At 61.1% G+C, this 23,064-nt stretch carries 18 protein-coding genes; 8 read left to right on the forward strand and 10 right to left on the reverse strand.

Features of this window, described 5'->3' with window-relative positions:
* Together VF769_RS10995 and VF769_RS11000 are read right to left on the reverse strand one after the other, a co-directional pair.
* Positions 1-1,621: DNA phosphorothioation-associated putative methyltransferase (locus VF769_RS10995; RefSeq protein WP_331008451.1), on the reverse strand; the 1,621-nt coding region annotated here is incomplete at its 3' end.
* Positions 1,608-2,792: a cysteine desulfurase family protein gene (locus VF769_RS11000; RefSeq protein WP_331008452.1), complete on the reverse strand. Its 1,185-nt coding sequence runs from the start codon at positions 2,790-2,792 to the stop codon at positions 1,608-1,610. The genes VF769_RS10995 and VF769_RS11000, both read right to left, overlap by 14 nt.
* 101 nt (positions 2,793-2,893) lie before the next feature.
* Here VF769_RS11000 and VF769_RS11005 point away from each other — a divergent pair, with 101 nt between their 5' ends.
* Genes VF769_RS11005 through VF769_RS11025 form a run of 5 tightly spaced genes read left to right on the forward strand, consistent with a single transcriptional unit; the run spans position 2,894 to position 9,101 of the window.
* Positions 2,894-3,850 (forward strand): DUF4007 family protein, encoded by a 957-nt coding sequence (locus tag VF769_RS11005; protein WP_331008453.1) that lies wholly within the window; start codon positions 2,894-2,896, stop codon positions 3,848-3,850.
* Positions 3,847-7,152, forward strand: coding sequence for a hypothetical protein (locus VF769_RS11010; RefSeq protein WP_331008454.1), 3,306 nt, complete (start codon positions 3,847-3,849; stop codon positions 7,150-7,152). The genes VF769_RS11005 and VF769_RS11010 overlap by 4 nt, the downstream gene beginning before the upstream one ends.
* A complete protein-coding gene (locus tag VF769_RS11015; RefSeq protein WP_331008455.1) occupies positions 7,149-7,979 on the forward strand; it encodes a phosphoadenosine phosphosulfate reductase family protein in 831 nt (276 codons plus the stop codon). The genes VF769_RS11010 and VF769_RS11015 overlap by 4 nt, the downstream gene beginning before the upstream one ends.
* 43 nt (positions 7,980-8,022) lie before the next feature.
* On the forward strand, positions 8,023-8,445 hold the full coding sequence (locus VF769_RS11020; protein ID WP_331008456.1) for a hypothetical protein: 423 nt from the start codon (positions 8,023-8,025) through the stop codon (positions 8,443-8,445).
* Positions 8,442-9,101, forward strand: coding sequence for a class I SAM-dependent methyltransferase (locus VF769_RS11025; protein ID WP_331008457.1), 660 nt, complete (start codon positions 8,442-8,444; stop codon positions 9,099-9,101). The genes VF769_RS11020 and VF769_RS11025 overlap by 4 nt, the downstream gene beginning before the upstream one ends.
* 126 nt (positions 9,102-9,227) lie before the next feature.
* Here VF769_RS11025 and VF769_RS11030 read toward each other — a convergent pair whose 3' ends face one another.
* From VF769_RS11030 to VF769_RS11040, 3 genes are all read right to left on the reverse strand, one after another.
* Complete coding sequence (locus tag VF769_RS11030; RefSeq protein WP_331008458.1) at positions 9,228-10,913, reverse strand: phospholipase D-like domain-containing protein; 1,686 nt, start codon at positions 10,911-10,913, stop codon at positions 9,228-9,230.
* 95 nt (positions 10,914-11,008) lie between these two features.
* Positions 11,009-14,584 carry an AAA domain-containing protein gene (locus VF769_RS11035; protein ID WP_331008459.1) on the reverse strand — a complete coding sequence of 1,192 codons (3,576 nt, stop codon included), beginning with the start codon at positions 14,582-14,584 and terminating at the stop codon, positions 11,009-11,011.
* Between the two features lie 332 nt (positions 14,585-14,916).
* Complete coding sequence (locus VF769_RS11040) at positions 14,917-15,180, reverse strand: helix-turn-helix transcriptional regulator (protein ID WP_331008460.1); 264 nt, start codon at positions 15,178-15,180, stop codon at positions 14,917-14,919.
* On the opposite strand from VF769_RS11040, the gene VF769_RS11045 reads away from it, so the two are divergent.
* Genes VF769_RS11045 through VF769_RS11055 form a run of 3 tightly spaced genes read left to right on the forward strand, consistent with a single transcriptional unit; the run spans position 15,173 to position 17,126 of the window.
* Complete coding sequence (locus VF769_RS11045; protein ID WP_331008461.1) at positions 15,173-15,622, forward strand: hypothetical protein; 450 nt, start codon at positions 15,173-15,175, stop codon at positions 15,620-15,622. The two genes, VF769_RS11040 and VF769_RS11045, sit on opposite strands and share 8 nt — an antisense overlap.
* Complete coding sequence (locus VF769_RS11050; protein WP_331008462.1) at positions 15,619-16,119, forward strand: sigma-70 family RNA polymerase sigma factor; 501 nt, start codon at positions 15,619-15,621, stop codon at positions 16,117-16,119. Before VF769_RS11045 ends, VF769_RS11050 begins: the two co-directional genes overlap by 4 nt.
* Before the next feature lie 14 nt (positions 16,120-16,133).
* Positions 16,134-17,126, forward strand: coding sequence for a FecR family protein (locus tag VF769_RS11055; protein ID WP_331008463.1), 993 nt, complete (start codon positions 16,134-16,136; stop codon positions 17,124-17,126).
* Between the two features lie 50 nt (positions 17,127-17,176).
* Here the strand turns inward: VF769_RS11055 and VF769_RS11060 are convergent, their stop codons facing one another.
* From VF769_RS11060 to VF769_RS11080, 5 genes are all read right to left on the reverse strand, one after another.
* Positions 17,177-18,367, reverse strand: a complete 1,191-nt coding sequence (locus VF769_RS11060; protein WP_331008464.1) for an HNH endonuclease — start codon at positions 18,365-18,367, stop codon at positions 17,177-17,179.
* Positions 18,368-18,573: 206 nt separating this feature from the next.
* The gene (locus VF769_RS11065) at positions 18,574-19,890 is read right to left on the reverse strand and encodes a hypothetical protein (RefSeq protein ID WP_331008465.1); all 1,317 of its coding nucleotides are present in this window, start codon (positions 19,888-19,890) and stop codon (positions 18,574-18,576) included.
* Positions 19,891-19,924: 34 nt separating this feature from the next.
* Entirely contained in the window at positions 19,925-21,145 is a 1,221-nt protein-coding gene (locus VF769_RS11070; RefSeq protein WP_331008466.1) for a hypothetical protein, read from the reverse strand.
* On the reverse strand, positions 21,132-22,391 hold the full coding sequence (locus VF769_RS11075; RefSeq protein WP_331008467.1) for a KamA family radical SAM protein: 1,260 nt from the start codon (positions 22,389-22,391) through the stop codon (positions 21,132-21,134). The genes VF769_RS11070 and VF769_RS11075 overlap by 14 nt, the downstream gene beginning before the upstream one ends.
* An 11-nt stretch (positions 22,392-22,402) precedes the next feature.
* Complete coding sequence (locus VF769_RS11080) at positions 22,403-22,909, reverse strand: hypothetical protein (protein ID WP_331008468.1); 507 nt, start codon at positions 22,907-22,909, stop codon at positions 22,403-22,405.
* Positions 22,910-23,064: the final 155 nt, after the last annotated feature.

A 23,064-nucleotide genomic window follows, 5' to 3' on the forward strand; every position in this document is an offset into this window, starting at 1 on the left:
TCAAGAGCCGGATCGGCGCGGGCATACGCGGCAAGGTCTCAGCCAAGAACCGGACCTTTTCACCGCGGCGCGCCCCGAGTTCCCCTTCGAGGACGCGCTCAAGCGCCACGCGGACTCCGTCGCCGCGCCCGAGCTGGAACAGCATGGCGCGCGCTTCGCCTAACATGGCGGTGTGGCTCGAAAAGAAGGCGCGCACGTCGAGTTGAATACTGCGCGCGAGGGAAGCGTATTTGGGCGCACCAGGAAACAAGCTGAGCGCAAAGTGCACGAGGAGGTCTTCACGCCGCGCCGCACGAATTGCCGCCAACTCACTCCCGTCACCAATCCGCCGCATCGCCACATTGATAGCGCGCGCCGGCGCCACGCCCTTGTCTTTGAGGTCAGCTGCTATCTCGTCGGTCAGTTCAGACACCGCAGGCGTGCGTCCATACTGCAAGCAAAGGCGCCAAATGTCGTCAATAAGGCCGCCCAAACGCGCTTCCACGTCGGCACGCTCACGCTCAGGCGCCTCACGCTTGGGGCGATCGTAGGCTTCGAGGCGACGATCGAAATACAGTGGTGCGCTTGCGCGGCGGGCAAAGGCAACCTGCTGCTCAAGCTCGGCATCGCGGAAGACGGCGACTATGCCCGGGGCGAGGGTGACGGGACGCACGTTGAGCGTCATCTCCACAAGCGCCCTTAGCTCATCTTGGGAAAAGTAACGCTGAAACGTGCCCCGAGACGTGACAACGCCATCGCGATAAGGCTTCCAAGCGCTCGCGGCCCCGAAGCTCGCGCGATTCATCACGGCGATAATGAGCGCACGCTGCGCAAAACCCCAAGCCGCGCGCAAGGTCTCGACCCGTTCGGCAGGCTCCTCAATGACATTGAGCACGAAACCCAAATTGACGATGTGGGCCGAGCGCCGCTCGCCATCGGTTGCAAAATGAGGATCCCAACCGAAGGCGTTGAAGCCGTTCGCGTTCAAAATCGCAACGTCGTCCCCTTGCCCGCACCCATAATCGAAAACGCTCGTAGGGCTTGCGATCATGCCAAGGCGCAAAGCAAGCGCCATCGGTTGCGACAAGGTCCGTCTAACCAACGCCGTTCGATGTCGATGAACTGAACGCGCCTCTTCGCCCTTCTCGACAAGCGCCGCGCCCCTGATCTCGAGGCCCGCGGCCTCTACCTTCCTTGCCCAAGGCGCTGAAGCGCCGATTGATTTGGTGTCTGCGAAAAGGCCCCGTTCCTCGGCTAGACGTGTAATTGCCGCAAACTTTGGCGCCCGCGCGTCGTCAGGAGCGAGCAGCAATTCCTTGCGATGCAGAATTGGCCGGCTCGACCGCTCCCGATAGGACGTCGCTTTGAGCGCGTGCGTGTCGAGATCTATGTGGACGGAGGCGAGGAGATGAGGAAACGCCGATTGTTCGAACGGCTCGTACAGCGATAGAGAAACATCCCGGGCGCCGATCCGCGCCACATTCCAGTCAAGCTCAGCATCGGCGATAGAGATAGCAGCCTTTAGCCGCTCAGCTTCTTCGTCTTCCAGCAGCGAAATTGCGTCACGATGAATATAGACAGCGCCGCCGACGCGTTTACCGGCGCGAGGTCGGGGGTTCGAACGCCGCCTAGCCATGCGCATGTCGAGCGCTGCTATTGGAGCGACGATCTGCGACAAGCGCGCTTACCACATCGATGGCCTCTTCGATCTGATCCTCGTCGCTGAACCGCCCCAAACCAAAACGTACGCATTCGCTCGCCGCTTGACGATCCAAACCAAGAGCGATCAGCACGGGCGATGGCTCCAGACTGCCCGAATTGCATGCTGCTTGGGTAGAAGCGGCCAAACGCGGTTGCATGGCGGCGACCATATCGCTTGCGTCAACGCCGACGAAACGCACACAGGCGTTGCCGGGATGGCGCAATTCGAGCGCGGGCCCGATCAGTTCCACCTCCCCGCACCGTTGTTGAAGCCCCGCGACGAACAACGCTCGTAACGCCGCCACGCGATCGCGCTCGGAGTCGCCCTTCTCAGCAATAAGGCGCAAGGCTTCGGCAAAGCCTCTGCACAAGGCGACCGGAATGGTACCCGGACGCAAAGTCTGCTGCCCGCCTCCGTACGTCAGAGGGCGAAGCTCACTAACGATGGCAGGCGCAGCGATCAGCGCCCCGATGCCTTTCGGTCCATAGGCCTTATGGGCTGACAACGTTAGGAGATCGGCGTGATGAGAAAGCTGTGAAAGGTCGCACGCCACAGCGGCTTGGCTTGCATCGACATGAAATAACGCGCCGGCCCGACGCGCGAGCTTGCTCAACGGCGCCGTCCCATTGATGCCGCCCACTTCGTTGTTTACGGCCATGATCGAGACGAGCAGCGTCGCCGGCGAGAGATGGCGCGCCAGCGTTTCTTCGCGCACACAGCCTGAGCCGTCTACATCGAGCACTATTACTTCGACGCCAAAACGATCTCGCGCCACCTCTGCAGCACTTGCCACCGACTTGTGTTCAGCAGCCGAGATGAGGATTTGAGAGCGTCCGGGGGGAGCGCCTGCGGCCGCGCCCAGAATTGCCAAGGCATTAGCCTCGCTCGCCCCGGATGTCCAAGTCACCCAATCGCCACGTGCGCCAACGAAAGCCGCAACATCGTCCGCTGCTTGCGCTACAGCAGCAGCAGCACTCCACCCAATTTCGTGCTCCGTGGCGTGCGGATTGCCGAATTCTGTCCGGTAGCTTTCATCCATCACCGACAAAACGCCCGGATCGATCGGCGTAGTGGCTTGATAATCCATGTACACGGTATGATTGCGCCGCATGAGGACGATTCCAGCTCCTGGACGAAGCGTCCAGCTCGCATTGACGAGACTCTTCTAGCATGAGAAGCCCTCCTGGACATCTTCTCCAGTAGGACAGTTTCATGGGCGCAGAGGCCCTCTACGCGAGCGGGTACAAACCCTCCTTTTCCGGCCACGAAACCTTCCCGCCGCGTTACGGTTGGCTGCGCAAAGGCTACAATGCAGTCGATGAGGCCGCATCAAGCCGCGACGCCAAAGCCGTCTTCACGTCAGAGACGTCGATCGCGCGGTTTGGCGTCGGCAAAAACATGGTCGCCTCCATCCGGCATTGGTGTGAGTTGGCGGGCGTAATTGAAGCCTGCGACGACGGCGAGGGTCTACGCCGCACAAGTTTCGGCACCGCAATATTCGGACAGCGCGGGGCCGATCCCTATCTCGAAGAAGACGACACGATTTGGCTTTTGCATTGGCGCATCGCCGCCAACATACGCGCCACTGCATGGTTTTGGCTGTTCAACCATTTCACCCAATCGAGCTTCTCGCGCGTTGAGCTCATTGAGGAATTGCAACGTCTGGGACAGGCGCAATCTTGGCCGCGTTTGTCCGAGACCACCATCAAGCGCGACATTGATTGCCTTGTGCGCACCTATGCAGGGGGGCGCGGCGGCTCATGGGGCGAAGAAAGCGCCGATTCTCCACTCGCCGAACTCGGTCTCGTTCGTCCCATGGGCTCACGAGATCGTTTTCAGATCGTGCGCGGCCCCAAACCCACCCTCTCTTCAGGCGTCTTCTTGTGTGCGCTCACGCGCTTTTTTGAAGAACGCGACGGCGCCGGCACCGCTTCGCTTGAATCCCTCGGCTATGAGCCGCGATCACCCGGACGGATATTCGTACTCGACGAAGATGATCTCGCTCACCGTCTAAGCGAGATAGAAACGACCTCCGAAGGCGCCTTTCGTTGGTCAGAGACTGCCGGCCTCAAGCAAGTGGTGCGGGTCAGGGCCATGCCGAGCAAGGACGCGCTCAAACTGGCGCTCCGCGAGATGGGCGCTCGACGCAAGAAGAAAGACGCCGCATGAGGGCTGCGCAGTCCCCCGTCGAGATCAATGCGCGCTTCCGCCGCTCGGTCCGCATCGATCTGGACCTCGATGCGCCCGATGCGTTGGACGGATTTTATTGCCCGCCGTCGTTCGCCAATGCGCTCTCTTCGATGGCGAGCCACATCGGCTCAACAGGACAAAGCGCTTTCACATGGACGGGCCCCTTCGGCGGCGGCAAGTCGAGCTTGGCGCTCGTCTTGGCAAGCCTCCTAGGCGGGCGCCCTAAACAGCGCGCGCTTGCTGAAGCGGCGCTAGGTGAAGCGACGACGACCGCACTTCGGACAGCCTTGCCAACATCGAAGTGGAAAGTGCTGCCGCTTATCGGTGATCGTACGCCATTGGCTGAACTGATCGCCGCCGCTTTGGAGCTGAAGAAGGGCGCGAATGGCGCCGCAGTGCTCCGCGCGCTTGGCGAGGAAAGTCGAACCCAAGGCCTCCTGATCATTGTCGATGAATTGGGTCGGACGCTCGATGCCGCGCTTAATGCACCTGGCGAACTCGATTTCCTGCAAGACTTAGCCGAGCTCGCCTCGCGCTCGGGCGGCAGGCTCGTCTTTGTCGGCATTCTTCACCAAGCGTTTGAAGAATACGCCGGGCGCTTACAGCGCGATGCGCGCGATCGTTGGTCGAAGATCCAAGGCCGGTTCGTTGATCTACCAATCGCTACCGCAGGCGATGAGACGCTCGAATTGTTGCGCCGCGCGATCAACGCCACGCCCAAGCGCCAAGCTCTCGCTCAACCGGTCGCACTCGCTGTTGCGCGCCTCATGACGCCCAAGCGCCCTGAAGCACAAGTGCGCAAACTCGCGGAGACGCTCGCCGGGGCCGCTCCGCTTCACCCAATCACCGCCTGTTTGCTGGGGCCGATGTCGCGTCGGCGCTTTGGTCAAAACCAACGCTCGGTGTTCGGCTTCTTGAACTCGGCGGAGCGTCACGGCTTCCAAGAATTCATCCGCACCAAAAAGACCCAAAGCCTGCTCGCGCCTGCAACGCTTTTTGACTATCTGCAAGCCAATCTCGAACCGTCTATCCTTGCCTCGCCCGACGGCAAAAAATGGAGCTCGGCCCTCGAAGGACTAGAACGCATTGAAGGCCAAGGCCCGCACGCCGCTCACATTGCACTCTACAAAACGCTGGCGGTCCTCGATCTCTTCAAGGATCGCTCAGGCCTGGTCCCTTCAGAGCCCGTGCTCGAAGCAGCGCTTGATTTAGAGCCCTCGATCTTCGCAAAGACGCTGAAGGATCTGCAGAACTGGTCAGCGATCACCTTCCGACGCCATTCGTCCTCGTTTGCGCCCTTCGCGGGCAGCGACTTCGACATCGAGGCGGCGGTGAGTGAGACGATCGCCGCTAATCCGGGGCTTGATCTCACTCAATTACGCGCTCTGGCGGATTTACAGCCGCGGCTCGCCAAACGCCATCACGCCGAAACAGGCGCGATGCGTTGGTTCGATGTGAGCGTGGCTTTGTTGACAGATCTCGCCTCTGCGCAAAGCCTAGCGCCACGCGCGAACGCCATGGGTACAATTGTGCTGGCGATCCCCGGTGCGGGCGAGGGTAAGACCGAAGCGGCCCGGCTTGCCGCGCAAGCGGTCGCGCAAACCACGTCCTTCGACCTTATCGTTGGCGTCTCCGACCAAAACTGGCGGCTTGCTGAGCTGGCGCGTGAGCTTGCTGCGCTTAAGAGCATCGAGCGTGATCATGGCGCACTGGCAGGCGATGCAGCCGCGCGGCGTGAAGTGGCCGCACGCATCACCGAGTTGCGGGCACTAGCGGAACGCGCTGTCGAAGCCGCCTTCGAAGGGGCGAATTGGTTCTCTGCTCGTCGCAATCCTCAGACCCTCTCTCGCCGCGGGCTCCAGAATCTCATCTCTGATCTCGCAGCCGAGCGATACCCGCATGCACCGCGCGTGCTAAACGAGCTGTTGAACCGGAACGCGCCCTCCTCGAACGCCGTCGCGGCACGCACCGCCTTGATGAAGCGCATGGTGCTAAATGAAGGTGAGCTTCGCCTGGGCCTTGAAGGTTATCCCGCTGAGCGCGGGATGTACGAAAGTCTAATCGCTGCCCTCAATCTCTATCGCGGCGGAAAGTATGTAGACCCCCTGCGGATGCGCGCAGATCCTGGCAACCTCGCGCCGATGTGGCGGGCCGCCGACACCATCCTCGCCGAAAGCAACGGGGCGCTCGTCACCGCGCAAACCATCTATGACGCATGGAAGCGCGAACCCATCGGCCTGAAGGAAGGTCTCTGCCCCGTCTTCTTTGTTGCCTACGCCCAAACGCGCCGCAATGGCTTGGCGCTTTACCGCGAGGGCGTTTTCCAGTCGCAATTCGACGAACTGACGATCGAATTCTTGGCCCGTGACGCCGCTGACCTCCAGATTCGGCGCGTTGAACTGACGAGCGCGACACGTGAACTCCTGGGCGCACTCGCTCATGTCGTTGGTTTGAAAGACGACGCTACACCCTTTGCCATCGCCAAAGAGCTCGTCGCCCAGTACGAGAATCTCGAGCCATGGACCAAGCGCACTGGTCGCTTGAGCCCGCGCGCGCTCAAGCTGCGCGATGTGCTGAAGCGCGCCGCAGATCCCAACCGCCTGCTGTTTGATGATCTCTCGCACCTAATCGACAATCAAAACGAGGTGCGACCGCGCGATATCGCAGCGCACGTGCGCGAGGGCTTAAGCGAGCTCCGGGCCGCGTATTCCCACACCTTGGATGAATTGAAAGCGCTCTTGCTGCGCGAACTCGACGTGCGCGCGCAAACCAAGGTCGAACTCGAACGTCTGCGTGAGCGCGCGGCCACGATCGTGAACTTGACGGGCGACTTCCGCTTCAACGCCTTCGCGGGGCGCATCAGCCAGTTCAACGGTACGCTCCAAGACATGGAAGGCCTCGCAGGCTTAGCCGCCGACCGCCTTCCGCGCGACTGGTCTGATAGCGATCGCGAGCGCGCCGCAATGGGGCTAGCTGAACTCGCGCAAATGTTCCTCCGCACCGAGACCTATGCCCGCGTCAAAGGCAGACGCGCGCGCCGCTCGGCTCTCGCGCTCGTGGTCGGCGTGGAAAACCAACCGATGCCGCTTTTCCGCGAGTTTGAAGTTTCCGACGCTGACGAGAAGGAAATCGTCGAGATCGTCTCAACCGTGGAACGCGCGCTTGAGCGCGCCAATGCCCGTGATCGCGATCTCATCCTAGGCGCGCTCGCCCGGGTTTCGACCCGCTACCTACAAGAAGAGCCCGAAACCGAAACGCCACGCAAAAGGCAACGCAAATGAAGCCGCCCGCCATTCGTCACGTGCTTGGCCTCTCAGGGGGACGCGATAGCGCAGCCCTCGCGGTCTTCATGCGGCAACGTCATCCCGAGCTCCAACTCGAATACTTCTTCACCGACACCGGCAAAGAATTGCCGGAGGTCTACGAATTCTTGACGCGGCTCGAAGGCTTCCTTGGCCAACCGATCACGCGTCTCAATCCAGATCGCGATTTCGACTTCTGGCTGAAGAGCTACAACAATTATCTCCCTTCGCCGCAATCGCGATGGTGCACGCGCCAATTGAAGCTACGCCCCTTCGAACGCTGGGTGGGCGGGTATCTCGATCAGGGCAGCGAAGTGGTGAGTTATGTCGCGATCCGCGCCGATGAAGACTATCGCGAAGGCTACCTCTCCACCCGCAAAGGTCTGTCGACCCGCCTGCCGTTCAAAGACGCTGGTATCGAGAAGGCTGGGGTGACTGAAATTCTCGAAGGTTCGGGTTTGGGACTGCCCAAATATTATGATTGGCGCAGCCGCTCGGGCTGTACGTTCTGCTTCTTCCAACAAAAGATTGAATGGGTTCGCCTTAAAGAGCGCCATCCAGACGCATTTGAAGAAGCGAAGGCCTACGAAAAACACGCTCTCACCGATGGCTCGCCGTTCACGTGGAGCCAAGGCGAGTCATTGACGGAGCTCGAACAGCCGGCGCGCATGGAAGCAATCGAGCGCGAACACGCCGAGCGCCTAGCGCGAGCAAACGCCCGGCGGCGCGCCAACCCCTTGCGCTCAAACGACGACATGGATGATCTCTATGGCTCGGCCAAAGTTTGCTTGGCCTGCCATAAATGACTCGGTTTCAGTCCGTAGCGTCTAGTGACGGAGACAGGACACAATGTCGGAGGAACAGTATAAGCGCGACGAGGCCGCCTATAAGGAAAACTGCCAGTTCGCGCGCGGTCTAAACACGCAAATTATGCAGATCCCGGCTTGGGCTATTACTGTGACCGGTGGGCTTTGGTTTGCGGCAATGTTTCGCGAAGTGGAAGAAGCGGCGCGAGTCGTACTGTTCGGATTCGCCGCCTTCGCCGACTTCATGCTTATTCGTGTGATCTATCGACTGCGTGATGTCTTCGAAAGCTACCTGGAGAAGATCAAGGCGTTCAATCCAAGTGCATTCGCCACCGGCAACCCACAAACCCCGCACATCGGGAGCGGTCGCCTTACAATGGTAACGACATTCGCTTGGATACTCCGCGCGGCGGGTTTGGTTTCGACACTTGGCTTCCTCCACGCCCTGATTGGTCTCCTGACATGACGCCTGTGCAAACCAGCCAAAGCAAACTTGCGTTGGGCGACCCTGACGGCGAGAGCACGATCGCCTTCTATAACGCACGCGCGGCAGCCTACGCAGATCAAACTGCGCATGTCGATTTGAGCGAAGTCTATGACCGCTTTCTCGCATTGGCGCCTGCTGGCCCCATTCTTGACGCGGGATCAGGCGGCGGCCGCGATACGTTGGCGTTCTTGAAGCGTGGTCGCGAGGTCGACGCCTTCGATGCTTCCGAAGAGCTTGCACGTATTAGCACCGAGCGCACGGGCGTCACCACGCAAGTGGTGCGGTTTGAGACGTTTCAGACGACCAAGCGGTATGCAGGTATCTGGGCCTGTGCGTCGCTTTTGCATGTGACGCAGTTCGAACTCTCCGACGCAATTGGGCGCTTGGCCAATGCACTCGCGACTAACGGCGTTTTCTTCATGTCGTTCAAGTACGGCGATGAACAGCGCATGGAGCCTGATGGACGACGCTTCACGGATCTCAACGAGGTGTCACTCAGCATGCACATCCACCGTCAGCCTCGCCTGCGGTTCAATTCAATGTGGGTCTTTGATGGCGCGTCAACTGCCGGCAAGACGTCCTGGCTAAACGCCATGGCGGTGCGCAAACACAGGCTTTCGCGACGACGCAGCTAAACGAGGTGCGTCGCCCCGCTGCGGTCACCGCGTAATTCTTTCACGGCATCCGTAACTTCACGCTCCCTTAGGTTGGTGGCGAAGCGCGCATTCTGAACTCGATCCTCGAGGCGAATGGAAGGCCCTTCAGGATTCGACACGCGTGTCCCCCGTGCCCTCCAACATCTGCGGGAAGAGAGCTTCGATTTCACTTACAGCTATCCTGGCTATACCAGCCGCGCGGATGTAGACGCCGATATCGGACTGCACGAAATCCGGATCGCTCGAGGCCGAAGCCCAGTTCAAGCTCGTAACGACGAGGTCATCGTCGTCCCAAGCCAAGAACTTCCCATGCAGGGGGATTGGGTCCGCCTTGATCAAGGCGACCCCATTCTCAGCCGCCTCTTGCACCAGCTTTCGGGCATGACGCTTCTTCAACGGACCCGAGGGCATCGTGTAGAGCAGTCGAGTATGAACGGATCCGTCGCGTTGGGCAGCGGCGGCACCGGGCATGAGCGCCCCCGGCCGGGCGGTGGAGCCCAGCCGGTGGCTACCAATAGTCAGTGAATCTCGCGCGGCGCCGCTGGCAGTACGCATCAGGGCTTCGTGCTCGTCGCCCAAGACCAAGGAGATTTCGGCGTCACCGCCAGCCTCTGTTCGCTTCGACAGCGAACGCGCGAGCAGCGCCATTTCGTTTGCGACGTCGTCCGCCAAGCCACGGCGGCCCATCATGCGCTGCATTGCCACCGCAACATCGCGTACGACCCTTTGATCGCGCAGCACGACTGTCAACTCCACCGCATTCATCGGCGAGGACAGCCAATTGCACGATCCAACCGCCGCCACCCAATCGCCATTCTCGCTGTCCGCCAACAATACCTTGGCGTGAGAACCGGTCGTGCGCATGTGCATCGTAAAGTGCGCACGGAGAACAGCGTCGTTCCGGACGATCTTCGCGATTTCGTAGGCTGCCGTGCTGTTCTTTTCCTCCTCGTCGTCTTTCGTCTCGGCTCCCCACAAGAGATCGAACGAAACACCGCGCGCGCACGCCGTCCGTATCTCAGGCAACAACTCCCGAAAGCGATAAGCCTTTAGGAAGGTCGAGTGAACGATAACGCGCTGATGCGCTTGTTCTAGAAGCGAACGTAAGCACGCCAGTTGGGCCGACCCGCCAACAACGAGATCCTTCGCATCAAAGGCGCACCGATGCACTGTGGAGGGCGGATCGGGTTCCGCCGCCTGACCACCGTATCGAACCGGCACATCGCTCGTGCCGCGCGGGAGCGCCGCGGCCCGTTTCACCGCATCGCGCAATGCATCAGATGCTTCATCCGGCAGTCCGCGCGGAATGCGGTCGGTGAAGCGAACGATCATGTATTCCTGGCGCAGGTTGGACGTGCGTCCATCGACATACGCCAGTTGCTCCTCCCAACCTCGTGCGGCGATCTGTGAGAGGCGCGCGAAATTTGCTTCATGGGACATGGGCGGGTCGCCGCCATCAACACTGATCTTGCGAATGTCGTTATCGGGTTCCTGCTCAAGCGCCGACTCTGAAATCAGCCGGACTTGACCCGTAGGAAAGAAGCCTCCGGATACCCGCTCAATGACGAAGGAGGTGCGTTTCGGCAGTCGCTTCGGAAAAAACGGGAGCGATCGGCCTTCGCTGACAATGTTCTTGCCATACTCGCTTGCGGCAAATTCGAGGCCGTCCTCGCGCAGCACAACCTCCACAAGCCGGAAACGCATCATCCGCGACAGCGACGCTGCAATCACTTGCGGCGGAAGCTGCGACGCTTTGGTGAGCGCTGGAAGTGCGCGCGATTCTTGCGCCAAATTCCACAGCAGCAACTCATCGATGACGCTCCACGCCCTACCCCGGTCGATCATGACTCTGCAGGAGAGCCGATAAGCTGGGATCGCTATCAGCATCAGTTCTTACTCCGCCCAAGCGCTTCCGGAGCGATGAAGGACGCCGCCGCGGGCGCAGCATCGGATGCGACGGACAGTGCCGACACTTCGCGCACAATGTCTGACAGAAATTCAAGATCGTGAGGCTGCGCGTCAGGATTGACGCCTTCGACGGCCTCACGGAGGAACGCTAAGCTTCCAACGATGATCAGCTTGGACTTCGCTCGACTGAGCGCCACGTTCATTCGCCGCCTGTCGCGCAGAAAGCCCACGGCACCCGCGCCGGTGCGTGGATTGTTACGCACAAGCGACAAAATAACGAGATCGGCTTCGCTTCCTTGAAAACTGTCCACCGTGCCGACCCAATCGCCGCTCGGTCTGACGGGAATGAAGTTGCGAAGGTGCGCCAGCTGACCGCTGCCAATGCCCGCTTTGATGCGGTCCTGCAGCTTCCTGACCTGTGCGGTGTAAAACGACAGTATTGCAAGACTCGGCCTGTGGCCTTCTCGCGCACGTACGTGCCGCAGGACGTCGATGACCGAATTGACCTCCCCGGGGTTGTGCCAACGCGGCTGACCGTGTTCCGCGCGAGCACTCGATCCGGTCGCGCTCACGTGTTTGAACTCCACAGCCACCACCGGAGACGCGGGCAAGGGCGCAATAACTTCGAACGGTGGCGGAGCTGAAGAGGCAGCCTCGCGATTCTTCTCTGTCGTCAGGATGCCTTCATAAAAGACTTTCGAGACGATCCGAGCGATCGCTGGATCCATGCGACGCTGTTCGGTGAGCGTAGCCGCAATCGAGCGATGGTTTGCGCTCGCCTTCTCCCGCCGCTCGTCTTCTTCGACGACCGCGCGGAATGGCTCGAATAAGCGCAGTGCGACGCCAGCGTGGTCGCGGAGGACGGCGTCGTCGCGGGCAACCTCTTGGAGTTCCGCGAGTTCGCCATCACGCAGAAGCGGGCCGACGTATTGCTCGGCCAACGCCAGTGCTTCTAGGACCGCACCGTGATCGCGGAGAATGGAAACGATACGGTCGGCTTCAAAGGGCGGCAATTGGCGATGATCGCCTATGAACAATCGGCGTCCGGACAGCATCATTGCGCCGGCCAACTCTGGTCCAGTCGCCTTTGCCGCCTCTTCGACAATCACCCAATCAAACTGCTCGCGCGCCTCCACCATTCGCTCGATGTCGGCCGAATTGACAGTCGATATGACGATGTTGGCGGCGTCCAGCACCAGACTCGACACCGCGTTGAGGGCGATCCGATCGTCACGCTCCAACACATCGGCGGCCTTTTCCGCGCGGACCGCCGCCTGCCGCAGCGCGTGGACGCGGTCGCGCAACGCTTTCGGCGCGTCTCTCGTCATGGCACTGGTAGCCAAGTTCTCCAGATACTCTAGTCCCGTCCGGTGGACGTCTTCATTGCTCGTCGACGCGCGTTCGTTGTTGCTTGCGGACCGAACCATGATCACGTCGCCTAGATCGTTGTCATCCAGCGCTTGCCGCAACTTCTTCTGCAGCCCGTCAAGTGCGTCATGACCTTGCGCGCAAACCAGAATGCGTGTCGCCTTGTCTTGCTCAAACCGGCGGCGGACTGTCTCGGTCGCCAGCTTTGTTTTGCCAACACCCGGCGGGCCGACAACGAAGAAACCCGGAAGGACTGACCAGAGCGCTCTAAGGGCACGCTGCTTCGGCTCATCCAAATCCACAAAACTCTGATCGCTCGCGCCGACCTCAAGCTCTTCGCGGCTTGACCGGCGCACGCGCCACGGATCATCAAGCATTTCAGCAAGATCGGCGCGCGTTGAAAGCGCCTTGATATTGCGCAATCTGCGAACGATCGCTTGCTCAGTGCCAATATCATCATCGCGTCGGAGAAATATACGACTGCCCTCCGGCAGCGCGTCGTCGATTTCGAATCTGTAGGGTCGTTGGCCGGCACGATTGACGACATCAAAGAACCGCGCCGACACATCGTTCGTTCGCGTGGCACCGAGACTTCCCGCTTGGGACAGCCGCCATCGCCCCTGCGCGCTTGGGTCATCGTCTTCAAAGAGCCGTTTCAACGCGGCAGAGGTCTCAGCGATACCGATGCGCTTGGCGAACTTGTCGCGATCATTATCTGGCTCTGCCCGGAGCAAGGCGTAGCGCGCACCAGCCTCCGCGTTTGTCTCTAGCACCTCGACCGGATAAACCTCGAGCGCCTTCACAAGCGCCTCAAGAACCTGGGCTAGGACAAGGGCTCTGCGCACGAGATCGAGCCGTGTCGAACCCAATGGCGGGGCTGAACTTGAGAACGCGCTCCAATCGAGTGCATCAGGACCCAACTGCGCGCGCATCTCATGAGCGGCGCGCACCGAACTCACAACCTCGATAGGTTGGGCAATCTCGTGCTCTTCTCTCTCGCCGATGTGAAGGCTCGCGCCGCGAACAATGGCGCGCGAGCAGATCGCCCCATCCCACAGCACGCCGGTGTCATGGGGTAAGGGCGACAGACGGTACACCATCGTGCTCGTGACTAGATCGATATTCTGCCCTGCCTCCAGCCGCTTCGGCGCTAGAAGCGTCACACCCGTGTCAAGGTCGGCACGCACCCAGTCGAGTTGCCGCAGATATTCATCGACAGGTATCTCACCGTTCGTCACGTCATAGACGGCTTCGCCCAATCCAGCCGCCTTCGCAAACGTCAGCACATACGCGCCGGCTCTTGAACCCGCCTCGCGTCCAGCCTCCGCAACAATGTCGTTGATAAGACGCTTTATGGATTCTGGCTCAAGTGAATCGCCCCGCTGTGGTGCGACGAGCCGCGCAAGCAACAGGCGTTCCGAGCTGCTCAATACGATTGGCGTTTCCGCTCGTCCGAGCGTCGCGATTTCACCGCTTGGACGCACCGCCGCGTCGAGTGCTTCGGCGGCAACATTTCCAAACGCACGCCAATCTTCCGCGAAGGAATACTTTGAAGCTCTCTTCCCACCGGAACGCGTCGCCTGTGCGTGAGTGCGATCTGCCTTCGACGCGCCTAGCCAGAGGCTCCACTCAAAACCCGTTAGACGAAAGTCTGGCTCGTCGGCACCTTCGGTCATGACACACGATGCCGAGATGTCGCCATGCACAAGACCCTGCGCATGGATCAGCCCAATCGCACTAGCGATTCGATGCATGTTCCTCCAAAACAATGCCCGAGGGCGTGGCGTGGCCAGATTTCTGAGCCAATGCACGCGTGGCACACGGGCGATCCTGGTGGAAAGAGGTTGGCCAGCCTTTTCCAAGAGCGCGCCGAAATTCTCTGCGTCTTCGACGAATTCTAGGACTTCAACAATCGTTTCGCGGGCGCCGGAGTAAGCCATCACGCGTTGCACCTGCCGCGCCTCGTGGCGCCACAGTTGACGCAGATCGTCGTCAGCCTGGCTGCCGGTCTTCGGCCAAAGCTTCAGTATTCGATCGAACCCGGTCTGCTTGTCTTCTACCTCGTAGAGAGCCGCGCGAAGCGCCTTGCGGTCGCCTCCACCGATGGCATCGCCCAAAAACTTGAACCGCTCGTCCAGCGGCTTCAGCTTGGACCTACGGCCCCGGTTGTTCTTTTGACCGGCCAACGCGCGCTCCTCTCCATCTCGTTACAGACTCTAGCTGAATTCGAAGCCGGAGACCCAGCGCCAGTTGCGCGGCATGATTCGTTTCCGCGATAATTCTCACATTCGCGACCGCCCTGTTGGGCCACCTTCCTTGATTCGGTGTGAGGTTCGCCCGGGGCACCATTCGGCAGCTTTCCAACCGTTCGACCGGCCAGTGCCGACGCCCCTTGTAAGTGGCTCCGAGGCAATACACCTCGCGTCAGGGATCGAAGCCCACAGGGTCGAGACGCGGATGCGGCTCGATCGCGAAGCGACGAGAGCCCGGCCCGCGTAGCGGGCGACGCCAACGTGACTTAACCGCGCTTGCGCTTCGCCTTCGGAATGTCCTTTAACATTTCCGCGAAGAACGATTTCTCGTCTTCCTCGAGCGCTCGAAGCCATTCCACGAGCTGAACGATGTCTAGGCGTCGCTCGTGAAGCTCAACTTTGGCAACGTATGACTGGGTTTTCTCAAGACGTTCCGCCAACTCGCGTTGGTTTAAGCCTGCCGCCTTTCGCATCGCGATCAGGCGAGCGACTATGGCTCGATATCTTGGATCGCGAAGTGTGGTGGCCAAGGCGTCCGCTCCGCCAAAAACGCGGTGGACAGCCCGAGTAAGCAGTTTTCAGATTGATCCCGAAGAGGGATCACGTAGACTCTTGCCCGAAATGACCGGCGCAACCGAGACATTCGCGGATTTGGCATTCAGTGCGCAGCTGATCGAGCGCCAACTGAAGGCGACGGGAGTCGCCGTGGTCGGCCGCGTGTGGGAAACAAAACGCGCTTACGACTTGGCGCTTCGGAACGGAAAGGATCGAACCGTTGTAGTTCGTTGCGTAATCGCACCGCACGCCGCTGATCACGTCGCGCTCAAAACGATGCTCACCGAAGGCGACTTTACCCGCGCCTTCATCGTTCACACCGGAAACGAAACAGACCTCACAGGCGACATCCCGACCTACCCCCTCTCCCGCATCGATGAGCTTGCCGCTCTCCTAGCCAAGGAGAGCCCCCCATGAACTCCACCCTCGACTGGGCCAACCTCTTCGAAGAGGAAGCCCCTCGCCTTATGCGCTTCCTCCGCCGCTTCGGCCCCCGCATCTCTCCTGAAGACATCTCTCAGGACGCCTTCGCCAAGCTCTGTGCTGCAAAGACCGGAGAGATCGCCAATCCCCAGGCCTATCTCATGACCACGGCCCGCAATCTGGCGCTCAACGACCTTCGCCGTCAGGCCAATCACAAGACCGACCCTTATGCCGGGATCGAGACCCTCGCCCCTGCTTCGGAAGCTGATCCTGAGACCGACCTGATCGCCTCAGAGCAGGCCTCAGCCGCTGAAGCCGCGCTCGCCGCTCTCGAGCCGCATCTTCGCGAAGCCTTGCTGCTGCACATCATCGAGGGTCTCACCCAACCGCAAGCCGCCGAGCGCCTCGGCGTCTCCCGCCGCACGCTCCAGCGCTACATCGAGACAGCCCTGGCGCAGATGGCGCTCGCCCTCGCCGAACCCGACACGTAAAGCTCCAACGCACAATGCCGACCCGGCAAACCCTGACACGAGCCGAGCGCGAAGCCACCGGCTGGATCGTCCGCATCAAGGCGCACGATGTGAGCGACGCTGACCGCCGCAATTTCCAGGCCTGGCTCAACGCCGACCCCGAACACCAAGCGGCCTACGCCAAGCTGGAGCGCACCTGGGGCGCGGTTGAATCGCTGCAGCACCTCAAAGGCCGCGCCGCCGCCAACGACACAGCGCCTTCGCGCAGCGCCGTCAGCGACCGGGTTCGAACGGCCATCGCCATCGCCGCGTGTGCGTTGCTGATGATCGGCGCGGGAATCTGGTTCACCCGCGCGCCATCTCCTTTCGCGCCTTCCGAACACTACGCCACCGCCCCTGCCGAAGTGCGCACCATCACTCTTAGCGACGGCTCCACCATCACGCTCTCTGGCGCCGGCGAAGCATCGATTGCGATCAGCGACAGCGAACGCCGCGTCGAACTTACCCGCGGCTATGCCCTCTTCGACGTCGCGCACGATCCCGCGCGGCCGTTCGTGGTGCACACCCCAGAGGGCGACATCACCGTGGTCGGCACCTCATTCGTCGTGCGCGTCAGCGAAGGCGAAGTGCGCACCACCGTCTTGCGTGGCTCCGTGCGTGGGGCGGCCGATCGAGGTCTCTTCAGCGCACGCCACAACAGCGTCACCGCCGGCGTCAATCAGGAGATCGTTTTGAACGAGGACGGCGCCGTACTGGCGGAGATCTCCGCGGAAGAGATACCTCGGCGCCTCGCGTGGCGCGACAATATGTTGGCGTTCGACGGCGAGACGCTCAACGAAGCTATCGCGCAGGTCTCGCAACAGACAGGCTGGCGTTTCGAACTTGAAGACCCGGCCCTGGGCGAGATGCGCGTCGGAGGCTACGTGCACGCCGATCCCGAAGCCTTTATCGAGCTTATGTCGTCGAGCCTGCAACTCGAGGCACGCCGCGAAGGCGATCGTCGAATAGTATTGTCGCGACGGTCATAAATATCCGACGACATCCAAGTAGGTGCAAACGGTTGGCGTGACGACGACGACTAGCTTCCCTTTTCAGCCAACCCCGCGAGGCTCGCCATCTCCTCCGGCGTGAGTTCGCGCTCATAGGGGATGGAGAGCGCATGTCGTGCAACACGATCCGCGAGCTCGCGCCGGAATTCGTCAACGCGCTCGGGCGGGATTTTCCCATCGGCGCCAGCATATCGGCCCATTACCTGGTCCAGGATGTGGTCAATCGCCTTGGGACGCTCTCGGTCGACGTGATGTTCAAGTATCGATTCAATGCGCGCTTGCGACGCTGCATTGGACCGATCCGGGGTTTCGAGCCAGCCCATGGCGATGTCGCCAATTTGTCCGACGTCGTCCGACCACAGGCTCGTCTCTTCCGGATTGGACACCAGGGCGAGGTGAACGTTGGGCGGACCGCCCGTTTCAGCCAGGATTACTTGCCACGCAGCGGCATTGAGCAGCGTGAAGTGACCGATAACCCGGCCCTCGGCATTAGAGCGGATGAAGATCAAATTGAAGAACGCTCCGAACCGATCGCGCAAATCCGCGTCAAGCGGTAGCGACCTTGAATCGAACCCAATCCGATCGTGGACGAAGGTCTCACCGCCATTCACAACGAAATCGCGCGCTTCGGCGAACGCCGATTCGCGTACCACCTCCGAGCCAAGCGTTGCTGCGATGAGCACCAGGCACGCCTTGGTTACGGAGCGCAGCGCCTCTGGGCCGCCGAACTTCAATTCGTGCGGCACGACGCCCGGGCGCTGTGAAACTATTGTTGCCTTTGAGGCGGCGATCCTCTTGCGCACTTCGTCTTCCGGAAGCTTCAGCATCGCAGCCAAGTTTGGAATATGACGCTGGAGTTCTTCCGGTGAAGACGCCTCGATGTTGACCCCGACAATGTTGCCGGCGTCATCGCGTTTGATTTCGAAAGGACGGTTCTGCCGAACCGGCGAGCCATCGCTTGCAATATTGATACGTTCGGCACCGGCCTGAACGTTACGGAGCATGGGCGGGCCATTTCCTGTGCCCGATTTCAACTGAAGCAGGTTGCGGATGACTTCAGCCTGTCGGGCGAAATCGCCGTCAATCGTGCCCCCGAAGTCGTTGTTACATTTCGAGCAGATTGCCTTCTTGGTCGTCTTTCGCCCGCCCAACGCGTTGAGCAGGATGTGTTCCGGCTTAGTGTCGGCCGTCAGCTCATTCTCATCGAAAATACAAAGCATTCCGCCCGACTCTCCCGTACAGACAGAATAACTTAGGTCTGACGCGGATGCGTTCAACTTCTGCGCGTCGATGCTCGAATACTTCTATCTAGCCCCCACCATTAGCGTGCTGACGATACTGGCAAATCTCGCGCGGCTCCCCCGTCGCCTCACTTGGCCGGCGGTTCGGGCCTGCCGACCTTGCGCTTTGCAGCGAGCGCATCACGCTAATCAGTCTCCACGGCGCACGGCGCAACGACTGCCTGCGGCATGCCATGGATCTTCTTCTTGTCCAGGGGACAGACCATAGCCATGACGGAGGCAAGCGTGGCTCGCCCATTGGCAATGAAATAATATGGAGTGAGGCGAGCTCGGCCTTCCATGACCGACTCGGCACCGTGCTCGTGATAACGGATCGAAACCCGCCGGCCGTTCTTGAACGCCTGCAGGAGCCAGGGTGTCGAGGCGAAGTCGGCAAGCGCCTTGTTAAGCGCAAGGGTCCAATCGGCGCGGGATTTGTCGTGACCGATGACTACTCCGCGAGAACCCCAGGCATATTCTGAGAATCCTGAAGGCTTAATCACAACATGCCGCTCGGCCTTCGTCGCAATCGCCAACTCATCCCAGCTCCCAAGGTTGCGCCCGGTGCTGGTCAGCGTCGGAAAGGCGGTGGCGGAAGGGTCCAACAGCCAGGTCTCGGGCACAGCTTGAATCAAACTCGCGTAAGTGTCGGCACCAAGATCGTTCCACCACCACTGTTTCAGCGCGGGATGGTGCAGCAGCGCGAGCCACAGCTTTTCCTCCAGATGCGGCTTGATCGGGGGCGTAATCGTCACGGCGCCGGCGTCCACGGCGTGGAGCAATGGCTCGATGTTTGCGATGTTAGGCAAGTCGAATAACTCGAAGAAGCGATAGATCACATCGATCCGGCGCAACCGGCCATGTTCGAAAATGCAAACGCCCTCGTCGACAAAGCGAAGGTCGCCTGGAGCGACGCAAGAGGCGCTCAAGCCGTTGCCGCGCAGTGCGCGAGCAAGCGATGACATTTCTCCGCGATAGTCGCTGGATTCAGCCGACACGACGATGGCGACGCGCGGCGAAGCAACATCCGACAGAGCCGTAAGTGCCGCGGCGAACGCGTCCGGGACAGGTGCGTGCGTGAGCAAGCGCGGGCCAAGCGCAGCAAAATGGGGGCTAAGCGCCGCCATCAGACCAAAGCCGCCGGGCACGCTGTCGAGTTCGCATATCGCAAAGCCGGTCGGCGTGGGAATAAGATCTGGTCGAATGATCACCGGCAGCGTGTCGCGCGACCGCGCCGCGCGTGCGCGCGACACGAGCGATGCTGGCTTGCCAGCGTCGAGACAGCGCGAAACCCAGACCGGTTGTCGACCTTCGACGCTCTCGAAATAGAGGCGGTTCTGGCTCCGCAGGAATCGAAGCAAATGATCGCCCAACGCCTCGATCCAGCGCGCTTCTGGAGCACTGAGCGAGAACGGCTCTGAAGCGACGCGGCAGCGTACCAGAGCCAGGACCTCATCTGGCAAGCACGGTAGATGCGCAGGGGCGCGGCTCTGAAGCTCATGCATGGCTGCGCAACCCGGAGGCTGCGACATCCCCCTGCTGCCGCGCAACCCGTTCGGTGTAAACGACGCGAATGAGCTCAACATGTTTGGAGGCCAGCAGGTCATCAGGGACAACGCGATCGACCGTGGCGGGCACGAGCTCAACACCAGCGTCCTGGTAGCAGCGAGCAACTAGGCTCGCGCACGAGAACTGGGCGCTGTCGGCGCGTGGAGCGCCGATCGAGACGCGAATTCCAATGCGCGCCTCGGCGGCGGCGCCGGCGGTCGCGGCGAGGCTGCTTCGGCAGCGCACGCGCAGATGGGCGATCGCGAAGCGCACCGGCAGCGCTTCGATGCGGTGGGCGGAGATGACTTTGCCGAACCCATGCGCAAAACGGTGACTGTCGATCGCGATGGCGCTGTGGGCCCAGACGCCCCAAGGTGCCGGCATGTGAAGGCGAACTAGAAAGATGTCGCCGGGCTGAACATCGGGGAAGGCAGCCGCCAGATCGTTGCGCAGGCGTCTGGTCGGCAGCCGCCGCAGCGCATTCTCGATGTAACGCGCGGGGTGCCACACTGGGAACCAGAGGAAGAAACAGAGAGCGCGCAGCGTGTTGAAGACAAACTTGTTGTCCCGGACGGGGCGGCGCAGTGGACAGCTACGCGCGCCGATCCACAACGCGACGATGAGCACCAGCGCGACCAGGCCCACAGCGGTGGTAACGCCGGCACCGTCAAGGCTACCGACAAGCAGCGCGCCGGAATAGCCAGCGCCGACGAAGAGGCTAGTGCTGCAAGCAGCCGCAACGAGATCAATTGCCACGTAGCGGCGCATGGTGAGCGCGCCTGCTGCGAGTAACGGCAACGCCGCGCGGATGTAGGGCGTGAAGTGGCCAACGACAATGAAGCGGAACGGGCGCCGTGAAAGTGGGTCACGCACAGCATCCATTCTCGCCAACAGCGCACGCACGAATCCGAAGCGCTGCAGCCAGGCCGACAATGCGAAGCTCAACAGGTCGCCCAGCAGTGTGCCGGCGTAGATCGCCAAGACGGCGGCCGCGCCGTGCAAATGCCCTTGCTGAACCAGCACGCCCACCGCGACAAAGCCGATCGTGCCGCTGATAACGAAGGACGTGACAATGAAGGACTCAGCGATCGCCATGATCAGGATCGCGAGATAAACCCATGGATTCGACGGCGACAGAATGTCGAAGATGGCGTGCTCAAGCGTGGTCATGTTGGGCCTCCTCGGTGTCGGACTCAGAAGTGTTGCGGGTGTATTCGGCGAGGGTCGCGAACACGCCTCCATCGAGGTGAGGATCGCTCTCCTCGCCCGACGGCTGCGGATCGGGATAGGTGAAGCGGTCCCCGCGATAGTTGCGCAGCTGGAGCTCGCGGTTGTCGCGCCCGGTCGCGTATTGGGGCAACAGCGGAAGCTTGCCGCCGCCGCCCGGCGCGTCGATTACGAAGTGCGGTACGGCGTAGCCGCTGGTATGGCCGCGCAGCGCCTCGATGATTTCCAGCCCCTTGGAAACGGGCGTCCGGAAGTGCGCCGAGCCGGCGATCGGGTCGCATTGGTACAAGTAGTATGGCCGCACCCGCCGCTGCAGCAGGCCATGCATCAGCTGACGCATGATAACTGCGTCGTCGTTGACGTCCTTTAAAAGGACAGTTTGGCTGCCCAGCGGCACGCCAGCGTCGGCTAGACGGCCAAGCGCCTGATCGACCTCTGGCGAGAACTCACCGGGATGCGTGAAGTGCACGCTCATCCACACGCGGCGCAGGCGCCGTAGCATGCGCACGAACGCCGGCGTGACCCGCGTCGGCAACACCACCGGTACCTTGGTGCCAATGCGGATGAATTCAACGTGGTCGATGCCGTTGAGGCGGTCTAACAGATACTCAAGCTTATCGTCGCTGAGTGTCAGCGGATCGCCGCCTGAAATGAGGACGTCGCGCACTTCGCGGTGTTGCTCGATGTAGCTAAGCGCCGCTTCCCACTTTGTAGTGGTGAACGAATAGCCAGCGCCGACGCTGCCCACCATGCGCGATCGCGTGCAGTAGCGGCAGTAGGTCGAGCAAAAGCCGGTCGCCAGGAAGAGAACACGGTCGGGATAACGGTGGACAAGGCCGGGCACGACGGTGTCGGCATCTTCTCCAAGCGGATCTTCGGCCTCCCCGGGCGTGCGGCGCCATTCAGCGCCAACGGGAATGTGCGTGCGCCTGAGAGCATCCTCCGGCGCGCTCAAGTTCATGCGGCTCGCGAAGTACGGCGTGATGCCCAGCGGCAGCCCATCGCCCAGGCGGCGCACGGCAGCGCGCTCATCGTCGTTCAGCACGAAGATGTGATCGAGTTCGCGAAGCGAGCGGATGCGATTGCGCAGTTGCCAGCGCCAATCATTCCATTCCGCGTTGGTAGCTTTAAAGAACGCACGATTGAACGCGCGTGCTTCGGGGCTGATGACGAAGGAAGAGCGCGTCATGGCCTCCTCCCCTAAGCCAGGCCGAACTGCGGAGCGCGAAAGCCGCGGATCGGCGGCACGCGCCGCGGGGGCGGTTCGACAAGAAACTCGTCGATGAAGCGAACGTTGAGGCCATCCAATTGCTGCGAGCACGCATCATACGCCGACCACACTTCGACTTGGACGCATGCGTCGGCTGCCGCGGATGCGATCGGCAACACCACGCCTGCATCGCCTGAAGCGATAATGAGTCTGACGACGCCGGCGCGGATCGCAGCGAGCGCGCGGCGAACGACAACAGGATCGCAATTGTCTTCAACCGCAACTTTTTCGAAACCGTACACATCCCAAGCGCGCGCTTCCTCGATCTTGAAGAAGTTGCGCACGATGGTCTTGGAGGCGGCTCCAGCATCGCTGCACGCGCGCGCGAACTGCGCCATGCGCAAGCGTGCTTGACGACGAAAGCCGCGATTGAGGAGGTTGTCGCCATCAGCCAGAAAATGGCAGGAAGACGGCGCTGTCGATAATGCGATGTTCATAGACGCTGCTCCAGGATCACGCGATCGGTGCGATCGCTGGAGTTCGCGCTACAGCAATGGCCAGCTGCTAAAAGCCAAAGCAAATGGCCCTGTTTAGGGGCCTCGAGTTTGAGGTCGTCAGCGGCGCAGACTTTTCGGTCCTGCTGTTTCCCGCT

Source organism: Vitreimonas sp. (assembly GCF_036392335.1).
In the GTDB taxonomy this organism is placed as follows: domain Bacteria; phylum Pseudomonadota; class Alphaproteobacteria; order Caulobacterales; family Aquidulcibacteraceae; genus Vitreimonas.